Here is an 18,135-nt window from a genome sequence, read left to right as displayed (position 1 = left end):
CTACAATCTCGGCTTCCGTTTTCATGGGGCCGTTAGCTCAGTTGGTAGAGCAGTAGACTTTTAATCTATTGGTCGATGGTTCGATTCCATCACGGCCCACCAGTCAAATCTACGCGGTTATTAAGAAATTGTTTGCAATACATTATCAATAGTTATTTACCTAATAACCTAACCAATCAATTACCTGTTCTCACCACCCAAGACAATCAAGTCTGGGTCAGTCAGGGTGGACGTATTATTGCGGCTCAAATAGAAAAGACCGATACCAGTACTTTGCGTTCTGAACTCAGCAGCCAAGCATCGCATGGCGGTGATGGAACCCATCTGCTAGGTTATTACAATGTTTTGAATAAACAGGGAGAAACTTTACAAAAATTCTTAAATAATTTACAAGCCAGCGATAAAAATAATGGTGGCGCTGATTGTGTCGGATTCATTCATAATAATATTAAAACTACCGTCGGAAATCTATTAAAAGATTTATTAACCCATAGCGTTTACCAAACGGGGGATCTCTTAATCACAGGACGTCAAGAAACTGAACGGCCTGGTTTTTTACTCTGTGATGGACAAGCCATTAATCGAATGGAGTATGCTGATCTCTTTCATTGTATTGGTACACAGTTTGGTTCGGGCGATGGAAGCAGCACATTTAATATTCCCAATATGGCAAGACGTGTTCCTGTCGGTTCTGGCGGTCAAGCGACATCGGTTTTAGGTAATGCCGTTGGAAATGAAGGGGGTGAAGAAGTACATACCATGACCATCGATGAATTAGTTTCTCATGCCCATCAATTTGAAGCCGGTGTTCCCTATGTTATCGGGGGTGCGGCAGGTAGGGATGTCACAGGAGGTAAAGCAACGTTTACTACTCAAGCAACAGGAAGCAGTCAACCTTTTAATGTCATACAGCCCTGTTTAGTGTTTCATTATTTTATTAAATATTAAGCATGCCATTAGTTAGTTTACTCCCTAAAAAGTTAGTTCGTAAAAAAATTAGAGAGTTAGAGCTAAAAGTGGATAAGTCTTTGCAAGATCTATTGACTTGTAGGCGTAATGAACAGGGCAATTTAACTCTACACTTTGGAAAAGACGAAACCATCACGCTACCGCTGGTTAGCTTACGCCCTTATCAAAAAGAGATTCAAGATAAATTATTTCAAGAAGGATATAAACGTTTCTTTTTAGTTCGTCCGCGTCGTGCAGGCAAGGAAATGGAATCTTGGAATTTATTGATTCAAGGTGCATTAACATAGCCTGGATTGTATTTAATGATCTATCCCACGAATGTGAGAGCACGCTTAGTGCTCTGGGAAGGTGCCGTCTTATTAAATGATCAACAAGAAGGAAAAAGTCTACGTTTTCTCGATATGATTCCGAAACGTTGTATCAAGCATCTCAATCAGCAAGATATGACCATACAACTCATGAATGGATCAGTCATTCGTATACTGGGCTCTGATATTGATCCAGATAAGCTTCGAGGTGTGAATGTTTTGGGTGCCGTATTTTCTGAATATGCGTTTTCTGATCCGAGAGTATTGCACATCCTCATGCCCGTCTTTCGGCAAAATCAGGGGTGGTTTATTTTACAAACCACCTTCAATGGCATGAATCATGCGTATCGTTATTTACAGTCCATTAAAACTAATCCGGCTTGGGTTTGGCGAATTGATAGTGTTGACAGTTTAAAAGACGAACAAGGTCAGCGGTATATCACTGATGAGATGATCGAAGAAGATCGTAAAGCCGGTATGCCTGAGTTTTTAATCCAGCAAGAATATTACTCGGTCATTACCGTACAGCATGAACGATTGTATTTTTCTAGAGAAATACAAAATCTCGAAGAAAATAAACGAATTATCTCTGAACTTATTTTACCCAATACCTTGGTTTATGCGTTTTATGATCTGGGTGTTAATGATTCAACTGCGATTATTTTGGTTCAGTTTGATCATAACCATAACCCGAATATTATTTATTATCTCGAAGCCAATAACCATCCTATACAATACTATATCGATGAAGCATATCGCTTTTGTCATCAACATTATCTGCGCTTACACAGTCACTATTTACCTCATGATGGTAAGAATCGAGATAAAGCTACCACTAAAAGTACACAAGATATTTTTAGAGAATTAGGTGAGGCGGCATCTTGTGTTCCTAAACCTCAGCGTAAGATAGATACGATTAATCTGATGCGACGAATGCTTTATCGTACAAAATTCAATAAAGAACACACAGAAAGATTAATTAATTGCCTTGCTAATTATTCGAAAATCTTTGATGAGAAAAATAATATTTATAAAGATCATCCATTACATGATTGGACATCACATGCTGTCGATGCCTATCAGACCATGACTTTAGCGATTGAACATCATCTTATTAATGAACGAAATGAAATTATTTACTACAGTTAAAAATTAGGAATCTAGATGATAAAAAAAATATTACTACTCTTATTCTTAGGAAGTCTAATCGGCTGGATAGCTAGTTGTGCCTGGAGGGCGCCTTTACAAGTGAATGTACCGGTTTCTTGGCATGGTTCACATTTTCAAGCTGAACAATTGGATACAGAAAAATAATTGAAAAATCTATAATCAATTCGATAGGAATCCGTCATGGTCGAGGTGAAGAATAATTTAAAGTTTGCCAAGTTTGCCCTTGCTCTTTCGCTTCTGAATAAAACATATGAATATTCATTTTTTTCGTTAAGACACTAATCTCTGTTTCCATAGCATTAATTTCTGTTTGCATCCGCGCTTGGTTTTTTCTCGTTTCGGCATTTTCTGCCTCTAATTCTGAAAATTTTTGATCCATCCACTCTCTAAACTCTTTTCTATCGCGTTCTGCTTCCTCTAGTAGTTTATCTAAATTTAACTTCCATTTAGGAATATATCGCTTTAATTTCGTTAAGCCTTTACTCAGTCTTTCAAGCGAGTTTTCAGCAAAGTATTGAAACGCTTTAAATAACTCAGTTTGGATTAACTTTAAACGCTCATCACCATGAGATTTATCTGGATGAAATAATAAACTACAATGTCGAAAAAAATAGGTTAATCGATGCTGTAAAAACTCAGACCGGTCTAAAGCATCCTTATAGTTAACTCGCCTATACCTCACTTCATTGATTTTATTTTCATGATTTTTCAACTGCGTATCAATAAGTAATTGTAATCTGTTCAAATTTTTTTCTAATAAGGATTGGATTACGTCGTAAGACGGAAGCTCCTCTTTTAGCATTTTTTTTAGGGTTTGTCGTTGTAGGGTTAGCCATTCATTTAAATCAAGCCATTCATTGGCATCCATCGAACAGGCATTACTATCGACATAAGATTCCTCATTTTTATGCATTACTGTCACAGGACCTACATACATCAACTCTTGATTTGAATTTTCTTCAATAGGCAAGCTTGATTCTTGTTGAATACTATTTTCTTGACATGAATTTTTTATATAATTTTTGAGCATTTTTTCCATCCTTTGATATTCTTCTTCTAATTTTTTTCGTAAAGATTTACGATCATACCCGTTAGACAGCTCTTTTAAATATTTATTTAATAATTTTGCAAAAACCTTTTGTCTTTTCTTTTCAAATTTTGTTAATAATAAATCCAAGTTTTTCTCGATCCATTGAGTATTTCCTGCGTATTTTTCTAAATAGTTTTCTAATACAGTGGTATCCTGTTTTACTTTATTAATAAGTGAGTTTATCAGTCGTTGTTCTGGTTCAGAAAGTATTATACGTTTCTCTAACACAGGATAATCCTTACGAATAATCCTAAAAGACAAACAACGCTTATAATAAGCTAAAATAACGATCTTGTTATCAATATCCGTGAAAAAACTTAATAGCCAACGGCGCCAAAAAGGCTTTTCCCAATAAGCTGCAATTTCCTTTTGTAGTTCAGCAGGAGAAAGACCGCATAGCTTAAGATTTTTCAAATGACTATCTTCGCGTTTCCATAGAGAATACCTTACACTGATCTGAGGGGAAACTTCAATAAAATCTCCCCATTTTATTCTCCACCACCAGGACATCCATTCAAAGGGTTTATAAGAAAGTCTCAGACCAATATCTGCAATTAACATAGTTATTATCATCTCATTTAATAAATCCTTTGATGATTAGGGCTGAAAAGCTCCTTGTGCTTCATTGTTAGCTTGATTGGGCAAGTTAAAAAGCGGAGATTTCGCTTCTGGAAAAAACCCATGGGCACCCATTTGCTTACTTAATTTATGAATCTGTGCTTCCATTTGTGCTTGCGTTTTTCTCATTTCAGCATTCTCTGTTTTCATCATTTCAATTTGTTCATTAAATACCAATCTATCTTGTTCACGCGCTTCTTTGATTTGATTTATGCTTTTATCAAAGACTGATTTTTTAGAATCCAGCAATTCATATTCAAATTTAGTGATTAATTTTAAACTTTTTTCATGTAAAAATGATGAGTTAAAGAAACCACGTATAGCCTCCGTCGAGTTTTCTTTCATTTTGATTATTATCTTATGCATCTTATCAAAAAAATTATACAGAGTGAGTTCTTGTTCAGAAACTTGCAGACATTCATTTAAATTTAGATACATCTCTGCACACTCTTGGCCCCTTTTATCTGAAGGATTTTCAAAGTAGACTATTTGTCTCCAAGTCATTAATATTTTTTTAGCTATCGATACTAAAAGAGAAGGATTATCTCTTTTCACCAGTTGGGCGCCATAATTATCTAAGTGATCTTTAAATTCTCCAAATAGGTTTTTTAATTTAGAACTAGGACCAAAAAATTCTATAGCAAGATTCATGATCTGCTGATCCTGTTGAATATATTCCACAACCATTCTTTTTAAAATTCCTTTACTTTGCAGGACTTTAACTAAAAAGGGTTCTTCATTATTGTCAGGATATTCAAATAAATTGACATGGATATTAAGTAAAGCTTTTAGCGCTGACGGATTTTGAGTTTTTAAAGCTTTTTCCAGCAAAACATAACCGATTGTTTTACTTCCATCTGCAATTTGTAGTTGAAACAGATCAGATTCTTCAAATTGTGAATGTTGCCGAATATGATCTAACACAAGTTCTTTTATAGTTCCTGAAGTTTGCAGAACTTTAACTAAAAAAGGTTCATCCTCATGAGGATGAAATTCAAACAAATTAGCATTCGCATTTAATAAGGTCTGTATAGCTCTTTGATTATTAGTTTCTAAAGCCTTTTCCAGCAAAATAGAGCCCATCGTTTTAGTTTTATTGGCGGGTAATGTATTCAGGTGCAATTGAACAAGATAAGGGGATTCCTCGTCAATCAGATGGTGATGTTCCTGATAAATACGATGCAGAACGTCAGTATAGTTTCCATCAGTAAAAGCCAAAGCGGCTTGACCTTTTAATAAAAACTCAAATTGTTTTTCTAATTGTGCTTGTTGTGTCGCTTGATAGTTATTGAGTTTAAGTTTTTTCAGTAATTCTAACGATTTAATGGCAATTTGAAATAACCTATCTTGCGTTAAATATTTTTCTTTGAATCGCTCTAAGCCTGGCTTTGATAAACGCTTTTTTAAAGGTTGATAGGCACTTAGTAACTCTGCATCAGTGGGTTCTGGTAGCGTGATTTTAATTTTATAATTCTTATCTAATAGATTAGCCAAGGCCTTATAAGAAAAGCTATCAAGAGCACTGTTACCTAAATTTAATGATTCAAGCGAAGAATGTCGCTCCAAAACTTGACAAAATGCTTCCCAAGACGATGGATCGGCTTCGGTAATATCGAGATGCAAATGTTCTAATTTCGCAGTAGCTAAAAAAGAAATTAAATTGTTTCGATATTTAGAAAGCGAGAAAGGAGTTATACTTAATTGTTTCAAGGAAGAATTTCTGCTTAATGATTTTAATAATTCATTATAAAAATCCTGAGTTGCCTTCGCATCAACCTGATGATAGGGACAAAAGAAAAGTTGATCGAGTTCGATTGTTCTCCAGGGTTGAGTTAATAAAGAAAGCAAGGTTTCTTGCAATATTTCTAATGGAGTCTTTTCTTCTTCTGGATGCCAAACTATTTCCTCGGCATCTCCGTAATTCATAGGCAAATTAAAACCCTGGAAAGATCCCATTTGACTAATAGCAAGATCACTGTAACTATCCGTCCAACGACGCGGAACGTGCTGAATGACTAGCCCTGAACCATGTTTTCTCCGGGGCACATCGGGAATCATTTGAATGCCTTTTAAGCAAATGCGCAAGGGAGTGCTAAATTGACTCTGTTTGAGTTGTTCGATAGCTTTTTCAAGATCTCGAATATTTTCAGAAGAAAATTCAGAATTTTTTAATTCAAAAAAACCTTTCTCAGAAAAATTTTCTAATGCAAAGAGGAACGGCATAAATTAACTCCTTTTGTTGTTGTTTCCTATTATTAATAGTAAGTTTAAGCGATATTTTTTAACTTGACTAGATCAAATTAGTTATTATGTTTTTTTGATAAAAATAAATTTATGTTTAATTTTTATTTTTCATGAATAGATTCATAATCTGAACATCTTTTTCAGTAAACGGTTTACTAAGAATATAGTCAAAACCAACTTGTTCGCATTCTTCTTTAATTTTATCTATCGCATGAGTGGTTAGCACAAAGAGTGGAAGCCGAGGTTTATTATGTTCTTTCTCCCATTGACGATAAAGCCTTGCGACTTCTGTTCCTTCTAAATCAGGTAAACCTATATCAAGTAATATCCAAGCAAATTATTGACTTTGTAAAATTTTTAAAGCTACTTTACCTTCAGTAAGCAGTAACTGCAGTAACTTCATAACCTAAATTAACAAGTATATTTTTTACTGCATGAAGTACTAAAGTATTATCTTCAACAACTAGTACAGATTCTATTCCCTTATTTTCTTCTGGCTGAAGCATAGATTGCTCTGATGTTTCATCTGATGGTTCTATAGGCTTCTCAGCTAAAGGAAAATTAAATACCAAAGTAAAGCAACTTCCTTTCTCTTCTTGGCTAGTCACTTTTATGATTCCATTTAAAAGCTCTACCGCTTTCTTGACTAAAAATAAACCAATACCATAACCTGAATATACTGCTTGATAAGAGGGATGTGCCCGATAAAAACGATCAAATATTTTATCGAGTTCATCCTTAGCGATCCCAATTCCGGTATCGCTAATATACATTTCTATTTTTGCCTGACTATTTTTAATAGCTAAAAGATTGATCTCTAAACTAATTTTCCCTTCGTTAGTAAATTTTATGGCGTTTGACAAAAGATTAAGTAAAATTCTTTTTAGCTTAATGCGATCACTAATAATGAAAGGTAAATTAGAATCCAATATCCATTCAAATTTTAAATTTTTAGCAATGACAGCGGGTCCATGGCGATCTTTATTTGAACGCGAGCAAAATAATTTGTAGGATTCATTTAGTTAATAGATTTTTTGTGTATAATTAAGTTAGTATTACAGATAATTTAACCATAAAATATGCTGTAGTTAAATCTATGAAAAAAAATATCACAATTAATGAAAAAATTTTATTAATTGATGCTCGCGGTTTATTTAAACTTTTTTCTGAAGAAAAGAATGACTTTGATAATATTAATTTAACAACCTTACTTAATAGACTCAGTAAAATTATCACGCAAAAACATTTTTTTTCTTATAAGAAAAATATTTCAGAAATAGTTTATTTAATTCCGTACTATAATTTTAGACCTAAAGGTATCAGTATCCTATTAAATGCTTTTTCTAAATGGCCTATTTCAATACATGAAGCCCCTTATTCAAAAGCTATTAAGCATTTACTACAAAAAATTCTGCATCAAACGCGGAATTTTAATACACAGGATATTTCAAATACACTCAACGCGCTGAGTAAATGGCCTGAGTGCATTAATAAGGTCGTTTATTCAGATGCGATTGCTGCACTCGTTCAGTGTATTCCTCAAACCGCTCCTAATTTTAATGCACAGGATATTTCAAATACACTCAACGCGCTGAGTAAATGGCCTGAGTGCATTAACAAAGTCGTTTATTCAGATGCGATCACTGCACTTGTTGAATGCATCCCACAAAAAAATCGTAATTTTAATCCACAGGAAATTTCAAATATACTCAACGCGCTGAGTAAATGGCCTGAATTATGTCTTTGGAAATGCCTCGGTTATTTAAAAGCAATCAATGTTTTGATTAGTTGTATCCCTGAAAAAATGGATACCTTTACTACACAGATACACCAGATTTCTGTTTTAACATTAGATTGGTGTAAATTTCAATTTTTAAATTGTTCAAATGCTCAATGGATTAATAAAGAAGAAATAATCAAAAAACTAATAAAAAATAATGAAACATCCATTATAAAAGAATTAAATCCCATAACAACGAAACAGTTTTATCAAGTTTATTTATATCAACCTGATCTTATTCCTTGTAGACTTAGAGAAACAATTAAGCATCATGAATTTGAATCAGAAGAAATTAAAACTTCTCGATTACAGAACGATGTATTCCAATATCTTTTGGCTTTTTTCCCAGAATTTAAATTTGTAGCAGAATATTTTTTAGAATTTACCTACGTCGACATCGCGTGCCCAGAAAAAAAAATTCTTATCCAAGTCAACGGTCCAAGCCATTATGCAGAAAAAAAATTGAATTTATCAAGTCAATTTAATAATCATCTATTCGAAAAACTAGGCTGGTCCGTCGTTATTATTCCGTATTTCGATTGGGAAGAGCTTATAAAAGATAGCGCTCGAAAAAAATATCTTAAAAGAAAGTTAGGGCTTTTAACAAAACAATTATCTGAAGAAAACGCAAGCAAAGCAGCTACTCTCTATAAAAATAATGAAAAATCCGATATAAATATACCCTCAATCGATGATGAAAGAAAACTTGTAAAGCTATTTAACAAAAAGAGACCGAAAACATCGTTAACTTTAAACGATAAAGAGGATAATCAATACCATAAATCTTCACATCAAATGACTACAGCAAGGCCGTGAAGAAGGTGAATACCTTAAAGCTACTACTATAGCTAAAAAGCTTATAGCTCAAGGTAGATCAATTCAATACATTCAAGATCTTACCAATTTACCTGAAAATGAAATAATCAACTTAGTTGAATTAGAAAAAGCCTGACCTCTAAAAGAGCTAGAATGAGAGTTTATGAGCTACCTAACTAGTATGGAAAGATTAGGCATAGAGGAAGACGGCCTTCAGCGAGGAAGCCAATTATGACCCTAACAACAGAACAACAACAATTTGAAGAAAATTTTAAGCGCGGCATAGAAGAAGGCCGGCGCAATTGCGCTTTAAAGATTGCCAAAAGAATGCTTGCTATGAGAAATGACCAGAGTTTATTACTTTTGTTTTACATAGTTTTATTAAGAAAATTACTGGTCTTTCTAGGCAAGACTTACTTGAGCTAGAAGAATCTTAAAGATCTATATCTGATTTGGTTTTAATTCAACTTGAAAATGTCTAATTTTCCATAAATCAACAGCTTAATTCTATGGCGCTTTTTTTCTAAATCACCATCTAAATAGAAAATATTCATATTAATTCAAAGAATGTTTCGTGTACCAGAATTGTACCAGACTGAAATTTAATACACTTAAACTACTGTAGTTTTCAGTAGCTTATTAAGTTTGCAAAGTATCGCAAGTGTTTGATTATTAATGATTATTTAAGTCATAGTTCAGTCTTTTAATCTATTGGTCGATGGTTCGATTCCATCACGGCCCACCAGTCAAATCAAACACTTAGCTAACTTGCCTTCCTTAAATTATGCTTCTCTACGAAAAGTCTCGCGCACTTATTATGCGGATGTGTTACTTAAATTTCACCTCGAAAAAAACAAACCACCGTGTAGTTATTAAGCTTAAAAATTAAATTTATAAAATTCTACAATAATTTAATGATAGTATTGCTGATCCCAATAGGCTTAAGGTAATAATTCAGTATTATGCTTTCATTATTTAAACTAGTTAATCGTTTTTCATTTGCTAATATAAAATCTGATCGAAGATTTTTTTCTGAAATATCTAAAAATATAGTTTTAACAAAATCAAATTTTTCTATGCGATCGTTAAAAATTTTTGAATTTAAAGAAATATTAAGTAACTGGGCAGTTAAAGAAGGATGGAACCCTGGAAAACATGAGTATTTGCCTTTTTATTTGGCCAGCCTAAATGGACATAAAGGATTATTTCTTAATGACAGACTAATTGCTTCTTTATCTGCTGTTCGCTATTCCAAAGATTTAGCCTATTTAGGAATCTATATCGTTGATCCGAATTTTAGAGAGCAGGGTTTAGGCCAAATTTTGGCGAAAGCCACCTTAGAAGAATTGACAGACTGTTCTCTCATAGTTATTAATGCAGTTCAACAACAAGTGAGTAGCTATCAAAGAAAATATGGTTTTACCTCTTTTCATATTAATTCAAGATGGACGGGTGAATGTAGAATTCAAACTAATTTTGCATTAAGCCGTTCTGAAATGGATATTAAAATAGTAGGAAGAGAAAGCTTAGATATTAATGAGTTAATCGATTATGATGCGAGTATATTTTCAGTCCCTCGGGCGAAATTCTTGCGAAAATGGATCGAAATGCCAGAATCTTATTTATTGGCCGCAATAAAAAACGAAAAAATTTGTGGATATGGCGTCATAAGTAAATGTAGGCAGGGTTACAAAATTGCACCCCTATTTGCAAATGATAAAGAAATAGCGCAGAAATTATATGCTTCTTTTGCTTATTTTCTCCAAGAGAAACAAGCTATCGTGCAACTCGATGTGCCAGAAAACAATCAAACGGCTGTGAAGTTAGCGACGCAATTGGGTTTCTATAAAACGTTTGAAACGACACGAATGTATAAAAGCGAAGAACCCTTAATTGAGAAACCAAGTAATAGCAATGTTTATGCTATCACTACTTTAGAAATAGGTTAAACTTTGAAGTAAAAAAAATAAAAAATTGAAATAGTATGTTTCTCTCCTTGATTTCTCTTATTAAAAAAAATTGTTTATTGAATCCGAAAAATCCAGCTTTAAGTTTTGAAGGGCAAGTTTATTCTTATCATGAGTTAACTCAACGCGCTAACCAGCTTGCTTATTACTTAAAAAGTAAAGGCGTGAAAAAAAATACAATGGTGGCCATTATTTCTAATAATTACTTAGAGAGAATTATCAGTATTATTGCGCTTTGGAAATTAGGTGTCGCCTATTTACCTATTGAACCAAGTTATCCATTAACAAGGATTAATTTTATACTGGATGATTCCAATGTAAGCTTTGCTATTATAGATAAAAAAAATGAAGAGAGTATTTTTTTTAATGCTAAGCATATAGTTTCTATTCTCCTAGAAGAGGATAGAAATAAAATAGCTTCATTTCCAACGAATGATTTTCTAGACTATAGTGAACTGACCGACATTGCCTATATTGCTTATACATCGGGATCGACAGGTAATCCGAAGGGCGCTATAGTCACGCAGAGTAATATTGCAAGTATCTATCATGCTTGGGAAGAGGTTTATAAGTTAAGTTGCACCGATCGACACTTGCAAATAGCTAATTTTGGTTTTGATGTTTGTACAGGCGATATAATAAGAGCATTGGGATCGGGGTCACAATTAGTTATATGTCCCCCTGAAATTGTATTACAACCTGAAAAACTTTATGAGTTATTAATTAGCAATGCGATTAACGTGGCTGAATTTACACCAACGGTCTTGAGGAAACTAATTACCTACCTTGATCAAAAAGGCTTAAATTTACATTTCATGCGTCTTCTTATTTGTGGCTCTGATAGCTGGTCATTGAAAGAATATAAATACTTTAAATCTTTTTTAAGTTCAAAGGCACGTTTAATTAATTCATATGGCACTACAGAAACTACGATAGATAGTGCTTATTTTGAATTAAACAATCAAGCAGAAGCATTTGATGACAGGTTGTCAGTACCGATTGGACGACCTTTCCCAAACTCGATGGTTAAAATTCTTAATGAAAAATTTGAATATTGTCCTCCTGGTGTACAAGGAGAAATTTATATTGGAGGGCATGGCGTTTCTCGGGGATATTTGAACAGACCTGATTTGACTAAGGAAAAGTTCATTGAACTGACTTTGAAAGACAATGAGAAAACTATTTTTTATAAAACTGGCGATTTAGGATATTTTTTTCCGGATGGGAATATATATTTTTCAGGAAGAATAGATGATCAAATCAAAGTCATGGGTTATAGAATAGGACTTTTTGAAATAGAAAACATAATCAATAGTTATCCATCCATTCAAAAAATTGTAGTCACTACACACCCTATTTTAAAATCAGAAGAGAAATTTTTAATCGCTTTTATTATTTATAATAGTCATTTTAGAGTAAATGATTTTATGTTTTTTTTAAAGGAAAACCTTCCTTCTTATTGCATTCCAAATTTTTACTTACCTGTTTCTTCCTTTCCTATTTCTCAGCATGGAAAATTAGATAGGAAAAAATTGTGCTCAGAATTAATTGATAAAAAGAATGACATTACGTATTTTCAGGATGAATGTAAGAAAAAATCAAGCATTATAAAAAATGTAGAAGAAAAATTAATAAAAATTTTGCAAAGTATATTTAATGTTTATAATTTAAAAGCGATAGAACATTATTTCTTCAACTTAAATAATAATTATTTATTGCAGGTTCGATTTTTAAAAGAAATAGAACTTCACTGTAACTTGAAATTGGATCAGAATGACCTCATAGCCATTCATACGGCGGACGATCTGAAAAAATTCGTAGAAAGAATTGCTAATAAATAACTCTATTTATAGTTGTTTTTCAAAAGAATGCTAGTTACACAGGATTTGGTCGGTAGAAATAGGTACCAATAATCAATATTTCGTCATAGGGGATAAGGTAGCATGCCAGAAAAAAATTATCTTGAATATTTAAGGAAAGTGACTTTACAAATTACTGGGGATACATTCTCGGAAACAGCTTCAGTTCAAGATTATATAGATAATTTAATAAACTATTTTACTAATATTATTTACTCTATGCCTAATAATGTGTACTGGTTAGATAAAAATTGTGTATTGCGTGGAGGCAATGATAATTTAGCTAAACAACTCAATTTAAAATCGGGAGCAGAGCTAGTCGGTTTAACTTATGAACAAATGGCGCAAGCAGCTAATTTACCAACACAAGCATTTGAACCCTTTCGAACAACCGAAGTAGAAGTGATGAAAACCGGCGTTCCAAGCATTGATAAAGAGGAACCTCCCATCGAAGCAGATGGAAAAATTTTTTACTATCTGTCGAATAAAACGCCTCTACGAAATAGAAAGGGTGAAATCATAGGCGTTGTTGGGATTTCAACAGATATTACTAAACTTAAAGAAACCGAATCGGCTCTCCAGATTGCCCTAGGTAAAGCGGAAGCAGCCAGTAAAGCGAAAATTGAATTTATTATGAATATGAGTCATGATCTACGCACACCTTTAGCAGGAATTATAAGTCTTTCCAGTTTACAAGCGGAGGATGCAAGCAGTGCTCGAGATCAACAATATGGTGAATGGATCCAAAGTGCAGGTGAGCAACTTTTAGAATTACTCAACTCAGTGATAGAGGTCACTGCCGCTGAGCATCAAATTGAAAGTGTAAAAAAAGAAAATATTAATTTACAGCAATTTGCAGACGAACTACAGGCGCTGATGCAACCTGCCGTAGTAGCGAAGGGGTTAGAGTTTCAAATAAATCTGGGTTCTCTTTTACCCATAGTGGTCACTGATCGAATTAAGTTGAAAAGAATTATCCTTAATATTCTATCCAATGCCGTAAAATTTACTAAACAAGGTAAGATTAGTTTAGAAATAAATGCGTTAATGACAAAAAAGGATAAAGCAAAAATAGAAATACTGATTGCCGATACAGGCATTGGCATCGCTAAAGATAAAATCGATAAAATATTTGACCGATTTTATCGCGCTCATCCTTCTTATAAAGCTGAATATGCGGGTTATGGTATAGGTTTATTCTTAGTAAAAAAAGCGACGAAATTATTAGGTGGAAAAATAAAGGTTTCTAGTGAAGAAGGAAAAGGGAGTTGTTTTTCTTTAGAATTTGTTTTTCCTATATTTCATGGAACGATAGATAAAAAGAGTGATTCTGAGATAGAGCACCCTAGACAGCCACTTGGACTAGAAATCAAAGGAGCGGTGCTAGTGGCTGAGGATAATGCTTTAGTACTCTATGCCGTAAAAAATATACTGACTAAATTAGGTTATGAAGTGATCGCAGTGACAGAAGGAAAAGCCGCGTTACATGCATTGCAGACCCAATCTTTTATTTGGGCGTTACTCGATATTGGTTTGCCTGGTCTGGATGGAACAGAAGTCGCGCAGCGTTATCGTCAATGGGAACAAGTCAACAAAAAAAATCATCTTCCCATTTTTGCTTTAACTGCGCATGCAGAAAAAAATATTAAGGATAAATGTAACGAGGTTGATTTTGATGAGGTGCTTAAAAAACCTTTTACCGAAAAAGATATGCAAACTATCAAAAAATTTTTAACTAAATAAAAAATTTTATTATAAATTAAAAAGATCTTAAAAAAATGAAAAGATCTCTAATCTATCACTAATAGATAGTATTTAATTTTATTCTTGATGAGAGAATAATTTATCTTGCTAATGTTAAATTTATTTTTTATTATAAATTAAACAACATTAACAAATAGCTACATTCAAAAAAATAAAAAGGAAAAAAATGATAACAAGGTCGTTTTTGCAATCCCATGAAGATCAAGAACCGTTTATTTTTTCTGAGGATCTTGATGAACAAAATGATGGGTTTCAAGAATTATCACAAGAAGATGAACCCCTTGAGTCAAGAAGTGATTTAATAAGCATTCAAAAAAAATCTTTTCTATCTTATTTAGTGCGAGGTTGGCACTCTGCTCATCTTATCACTCGCTTAGCTTGGTGGGGGATAAAACATAAGTCTGAAGTCATTAGTGATTCATTAGAAGACAAAACGTCAACTCGATTATTTTGGTTGGCGGGTGAAGGCATTCCTCTCGAATCTTGGTCCAGGGCTCGCTGGGCTTATCGTATAAAAAATTTTATTGATTCAGCAGATTTTATACTATCGGAGATGGGAGCGATATTGCTGGCTTCCTTATTACTTCATGATTTGATGAGTTATAGTTTATTTCCAGAAGAACGTTGTAGCACTTCATTGCCAGATATTTTAGATGGAACAGCCAAGAATCAAATAAGTTGGACTTATCATTTTGGCAGTGATGTGATTCATGAAGCAGCCTACTGGACTTGGTTAGGAGCGATCTTGATTCCATCTATGTTGGGTTTAAGTTCCGTTTTCTTACGTAACAAACAACTGCGCATTCTTGAAACACAAGATGCCATTCGTAGCATAGAAGCTGCTTTAATTAACCTGGATAAAGAATCACTTACTTTTAAAGATGCCTGCCTATCATTGCTTCCAATGAGCCGCTTGAGTAGAACATTGAATCAGGTTAAATTCATACTGTTGTGGGATGGTAGAAAGGATAATGATCAAAGTTTATTAATCTCATTGCATCTAAAAGCCGCTTTAGTTAATAATTTGATTGAGCTTACGGAATCTAATTATTTTCTTATACGTTATCGAGCGATGCAACTACTCGCCCAAGTAGCGGCCAGTTTCCACTCAGAAAACTTGGATCGGTTTATTGAAGATTCCGTTCATAAAGCAGGTTTAGCACAGTTAAGAGAAACTATTTTAGCTAAACTGAGAAAAGAACCGATAAACGAAGCGAGTACTCGCCAAACCTTGGCCGAACTTGAAGCAGCTTGCGCTCAACCGATATCATTCGAAGAAATGGAGGGTGGTGCTCTTTTAGAAGATCGTCAACGACGAGGTATGGCACGTTATTTTCGTTGGACCTTAGGCGACGATACACGCGCAACAACCCAATTATTTTGGATCCCCTCTTTATTAATTTCGGCTGTTACATTTTATTCTGTCAGTCGTTATCTTGAATTAATTGTAAAAAAACTGATTGATATCGCTTATTATTTTCATGATAAATCAGTTTGTGAAAATAAGGGGAGTTATTTCAAATTCCTTATTCAAAGTGAACGTTATGAATGTGTGGCTTGTGATTGGCCATTTGTAAACTATCAAAATAGTTTGACGGCTCAAACGTGTTTAGAAGGCTTATTACAGCGAAAGATGGCCCCTAGAGAAATGGGATATTATCTGAGTCAGCTACCATCGGTGCCTGGAATTAATCGTGTCGATCTTTCACAACAGGATTGGTCAAATTGGCCCGTTTCTGAGTGGGAGAAATTTCTGCTTGCCTTAGAGCCTATGCTGAGCGTTCCACTGGAATTATTTAATGCCTCAGGGATCGTGACGGAGGATAATAATGAGAATCCAACCCCCACTGTGCAACACATACACGCATTAACGCAGTTATTGACGCAGATCAATGTGACACAGTTTGATATAAGTCATCAACGCTTAACCCAGGAATCGTTTTCGCTCTTGCTGGAGTCATTCGCTTATCAGCCATTGAGTGCACTTTACTTGATGGATGCCAATATGACAGATATCAGTGTGAGTTATTTAAGTGAATTAATTGCTAACAGTGGATTTAACTTAAGCGATTTGCACTTAGCAAAGAACCAGATAGGAGATAGTGGTATAACACAGATCAGCCAAGTATTGCCTAATAGTTCACTGCGAGTATTGAATGTTGCGCATAATTTATTTTCTGATTTAGGTTTACAAAAACTGGGTCTAGGAATTCAGCAAAGTTTTCTTCAAAGCTTAGATTTATCTTCTCAATTACTTTCCGCTAATGGGTTGAGATTGTTTAGTGATGCCTTAGAAGGAAATTCCTCTTTAAGTAGACTGCGCTTAAGTCATACCGGTTTAGCGGACGAGCATCTTAGTGCCTTGCAAAATTGCTTAGAAAATTTAGAATTTTTAGATGTTTCAGATAATTCACTGAATAGCAAAGCGATACAATTTATCTTAAGTGTAAGCCAACAGAATTTAAAGACGCTCATAGTTAATAACAATGATCTTGATGAAGAAGCGAGCCTGCTTATTGCTCAGGAATTACCAATGACTTCTTTAGAGCATTTGGATCTTTCAAAGAATTATTTAAGAGAAGGATTTAAAAATATCATCAGAGTACTACCAAATTCCCATTTGTTAAGTTTGGTTTGCGAGGATTGCGACTTGGATGATAAAGCTATTGCTGAATTAACTCAGGTTTTTTCTAATGATACCTTGTTATTACAGTCATTAAATTTAAACAAAAATAAAATTACGAATCAAACATTACTCAATTGGTTAGAGGTGCTGCCGAACACTTCTTTGCGTCAATTGCATTTTAATAATAATCAGATTAGTAATTCGTATGAGAGTGCGCCTCTTTTAGCACAAGGCTTAACTAAAACCAATCTGACGGTTCTTGATTTAAGTAGTAATCGATTAGATAGAAATTTCTTTAATGAATTAGCCCCCTTATTAAATCAATCTTCTTTGCAGCAGCTTAGTTTGAGTGATAATAAACTTGAAACAGGCTCATTAAAACATTTTTCTGAAGCACTCGTTCAACTCCATTGCCATCGTCAAGATCTCAATGCACCTCACTTATCGCGTCAAGAAAAACGTGTATTTTATCCTATGAAACGGAATACCGACTTAAATCAGCTCGGTATTGTTAATACCGATACGGATAGTTCAACACTAAGAGGTTTTTGTCGTGTGGCGGCATCGTTACCGGATGTTCATTTTCTTGAGCCGAATCATATGACGCAATTGGATTGGCGAACCTGTCAGCTATTACCAGCTAACAGTAAACTCGTGACTCCTTTAGAACAAGCGCAAGGATCGTTATCTAATCAAACTCAATCGATACGGTCTAAGGCTTTGGTGTTGGGAAGTCCTTTTTTAATGAGCTTATTGTGTGCGGGCGGCATCTTATGTGCCCTTGTTTTATTTTATGGCGCTTATCGTGTAAGTCGATCAACCTATCGATTCTTTCGTCCAGCGCCCAGCATAGGTAGGTCAGAGTCTGAGGAAAACAGTGTTCATCCTAATCTAAGACGTTCTTCTCTTTAGATGAGCGTTTTA

At 34.1% G+C, this 18,135-nt stretch carries 13 protein-coding genes and 1 tRNA gene; 10 read left to right on the top strand and 4 right to left on the bottom strand.

All coding sequences use genetic code 11. The annotated features are described in order from the left end of the window. Positions 1 to 26: 26 nt before the first annotated feature. From ACICP9_RS04525 to ACICP9_RS04505, 5 genes are all read left to right on the top strand, one after another. Positions 27 to 102, top strand: a tRNA-Lys gene (locus ACICP9_RS04525). A 30-nt stretch (positions 103 to 132) separates the two neighbouring features. Beyond that, on the top strand, positions 133 to 948 hold the full coding sequence (locus ACICP9_RS04520) for a phage tail protein (RefSeq protein ID WP_395497152.1): 816 nt from the start codon (positions 133 to 135) through the stop codon (positions 946 to 948). A 2-nt stretch (positions 949 to 950) separates the two neighbouring features. Further along, positions 951 to 1,256, top strand: a complete 306-nt coding sequence (locus ACICP9_RS04515) for a hypothetical protein (protein WP_395497150.1) — start codon at positions 951 to 953, stop codon at positions 1,254 to 1,256. 15 nt (positions 1,257 to 1,271) lie between these two features. Next, positions 1,272 to 2,426 carry a hypothetical protein gene (locus tag ACICP9_RS04510; protein ID WP_395497148.1) on the top strand — a complete coding sequence of 385 codons (1,155 nt, stop codon included), beginning with the start codon at positions 1,272 to 1,274 and terminating at the stop codon, positions 2,424 to 2,426. A gap of 15 nt (positions 2,427 to 2,441) precedes the next feature. Continuing rightward, complete coding sequence (locus ACICP9_RS04505) at positions 2,442 to 2,591, top strand: hypothetical protein (RefSeq protein ID WP_171910815.1); 150 nt, start codon at positions 2,442 to 2,444, stop codon at positions 2,589 to 2,591. 34 nt (positions 2,592 to 2,625) lie between these two features. Here the strand turns inward: ACICP9_RS04505 and ACICP9_RS04500 are convergent, their stop codons facing one another. The 4 genes from ACICP9_RS04500 to ACICP9_RS04485 all read right to left on the bottom strand — a co-directional run bounded on the left by ACICP9_RS04500 (position 2,626) and on the right by ACICP9_RS04485 (position 7,328). After that, positions 2,626 to 4,110, bottom strand: coding sequence for a hypothetical protein (locus tag ACICP9_RS04500; RefSeq protein ID WP_395497146.1), 1,485 nt, complete (start codon positions 4,108 to 4,110; stop codon positions 2,626 to 2,628). A 24-nt stretch (positions 4,111 to 4,134) separates the two neighbouring features. Then, positions 4,135 to 6,378 carry a hypothetical protein gene (locus ACICP9_RS04495; RefSeq protein ID WP_395497144.1) on the bottom strand — a complete coding sequence of 748 codons (2,244 nt, stop codon included), beginning with the start codon at positions 6,376 to 6,378 and terminating at the stop codon, positions 4,135 to 4,137. Positions 6,379 to 6,493: 115 nt separating this feature from the next. Next, positions 6,494 to 6,715, bottom strand: a complete 222-nt coding sequence (locus ACICP9_RS04490; RefSeq protein ID WP_395498923.1) for a hypothetical protein — start codon at positions 6,713 to 6,715, stop codon at positions 6,494 to 6,496. A gap of 58 nt (positions 6,716 to 6,773) precedes the next feature. Further along, positions 6,774 to 7,328, bottom strand: coding sequence for an ATP-binding protein (locus ACICP9_RS04485; RefSeq protein WP_395497142.1), 555 nt, complete (start codon positions 7,326 to 7,328; stop codon positions 6,774 to 6,776). Positions 7,329 to 7,495: 167 nt separating this feature from the next. Here ACICP9_RS04485 and ACICP9_RS04480 point away from each other — a divergent pair, with 167 nt between their 5' ends. The 5 genes from ACICP9_RS04480 to ACICP9_RS04460 all read left to right on the top strand — a co-directional run bounded on the left by ACICP9_RS04480 (position 7,496) and on the right by ACICP9_RS04460 (position 18,123). Beyond that, entirely contained in the window at positions 7,496 to 8,995 is a 1,500-nt protein-coding gene (locus ACICP9_RS04480) for an RAP domain-containing protein (RefSeq protein WP_395497140.1), read from the top strand. 1,076 nt (positions 8,996 to 10,071) lie between these two features. After that, positions 10,072 to 10,944, top strand: coding sequence for a GNAT family N-acetyltransferase (locus tag ACICP9_RS04475; RefSeq protein ID WP_395497138.1), 873 nt, complete (start codon positions 10,072 to 10,074; stop codon positions 10,942 to 10,944). Between the two features lie 35 nt (positions 10,945 to 10,979). After that, entirely contained in the window at positions 10,980 to 12,803 is a 1,824-nt protein-coding gene (locus ACICP9_RS04470) for an amino acid adenylation domain-containing protein (protein ID WP_395497136.1), read from the top strand. Between the two features lie 102 nt (positions 12,804 to 12,905). After that, positions 12,906 to 14,564 (top strand): ATP-binding protein, encoded by a 1,659-nt coding sequence (locus ACICP9_RS04465; RefSeq protein ID WP_395497134.1) that lies wholly within the window; start codon positions 12,906 to 12,908, stop codon positions 14,562 to 14,564. 187 nt (positions 14,565 to 14,751) lie between these two features. After that, positions 14,752 to 18,123 carry a hypothetical protein gene (locus ACICP9_RS04460; protein ID WP_395497133.1) on the top strand — a complete coding sequence of 1,124 codons (3,372 nt, stop codon included), beginning with the start codon at positions 14,752 to 14,754 and terminating at the stop codon, positions 18,121 to 18,123. Positions 18,124 to 18,135: the final 12 nt, after the last annotated feature.

The organism is Rickettsiella endosymbiont of Litargus connexus, assembly GCF_964277335.1.
Taxonomy (GTDB): domain Bacteria; phylum Pseudomonadota; class Gammaproteobacteria; order Diplorickettsiales; family Diplorickettsiaceae; genus Aquirickettsiella; species Aquirickettsiella isopodorum.
Note: the sequence above shows the minus strand (reverse complement) of the source record. Positions and strands in the feature narration are given on the sequence as shown.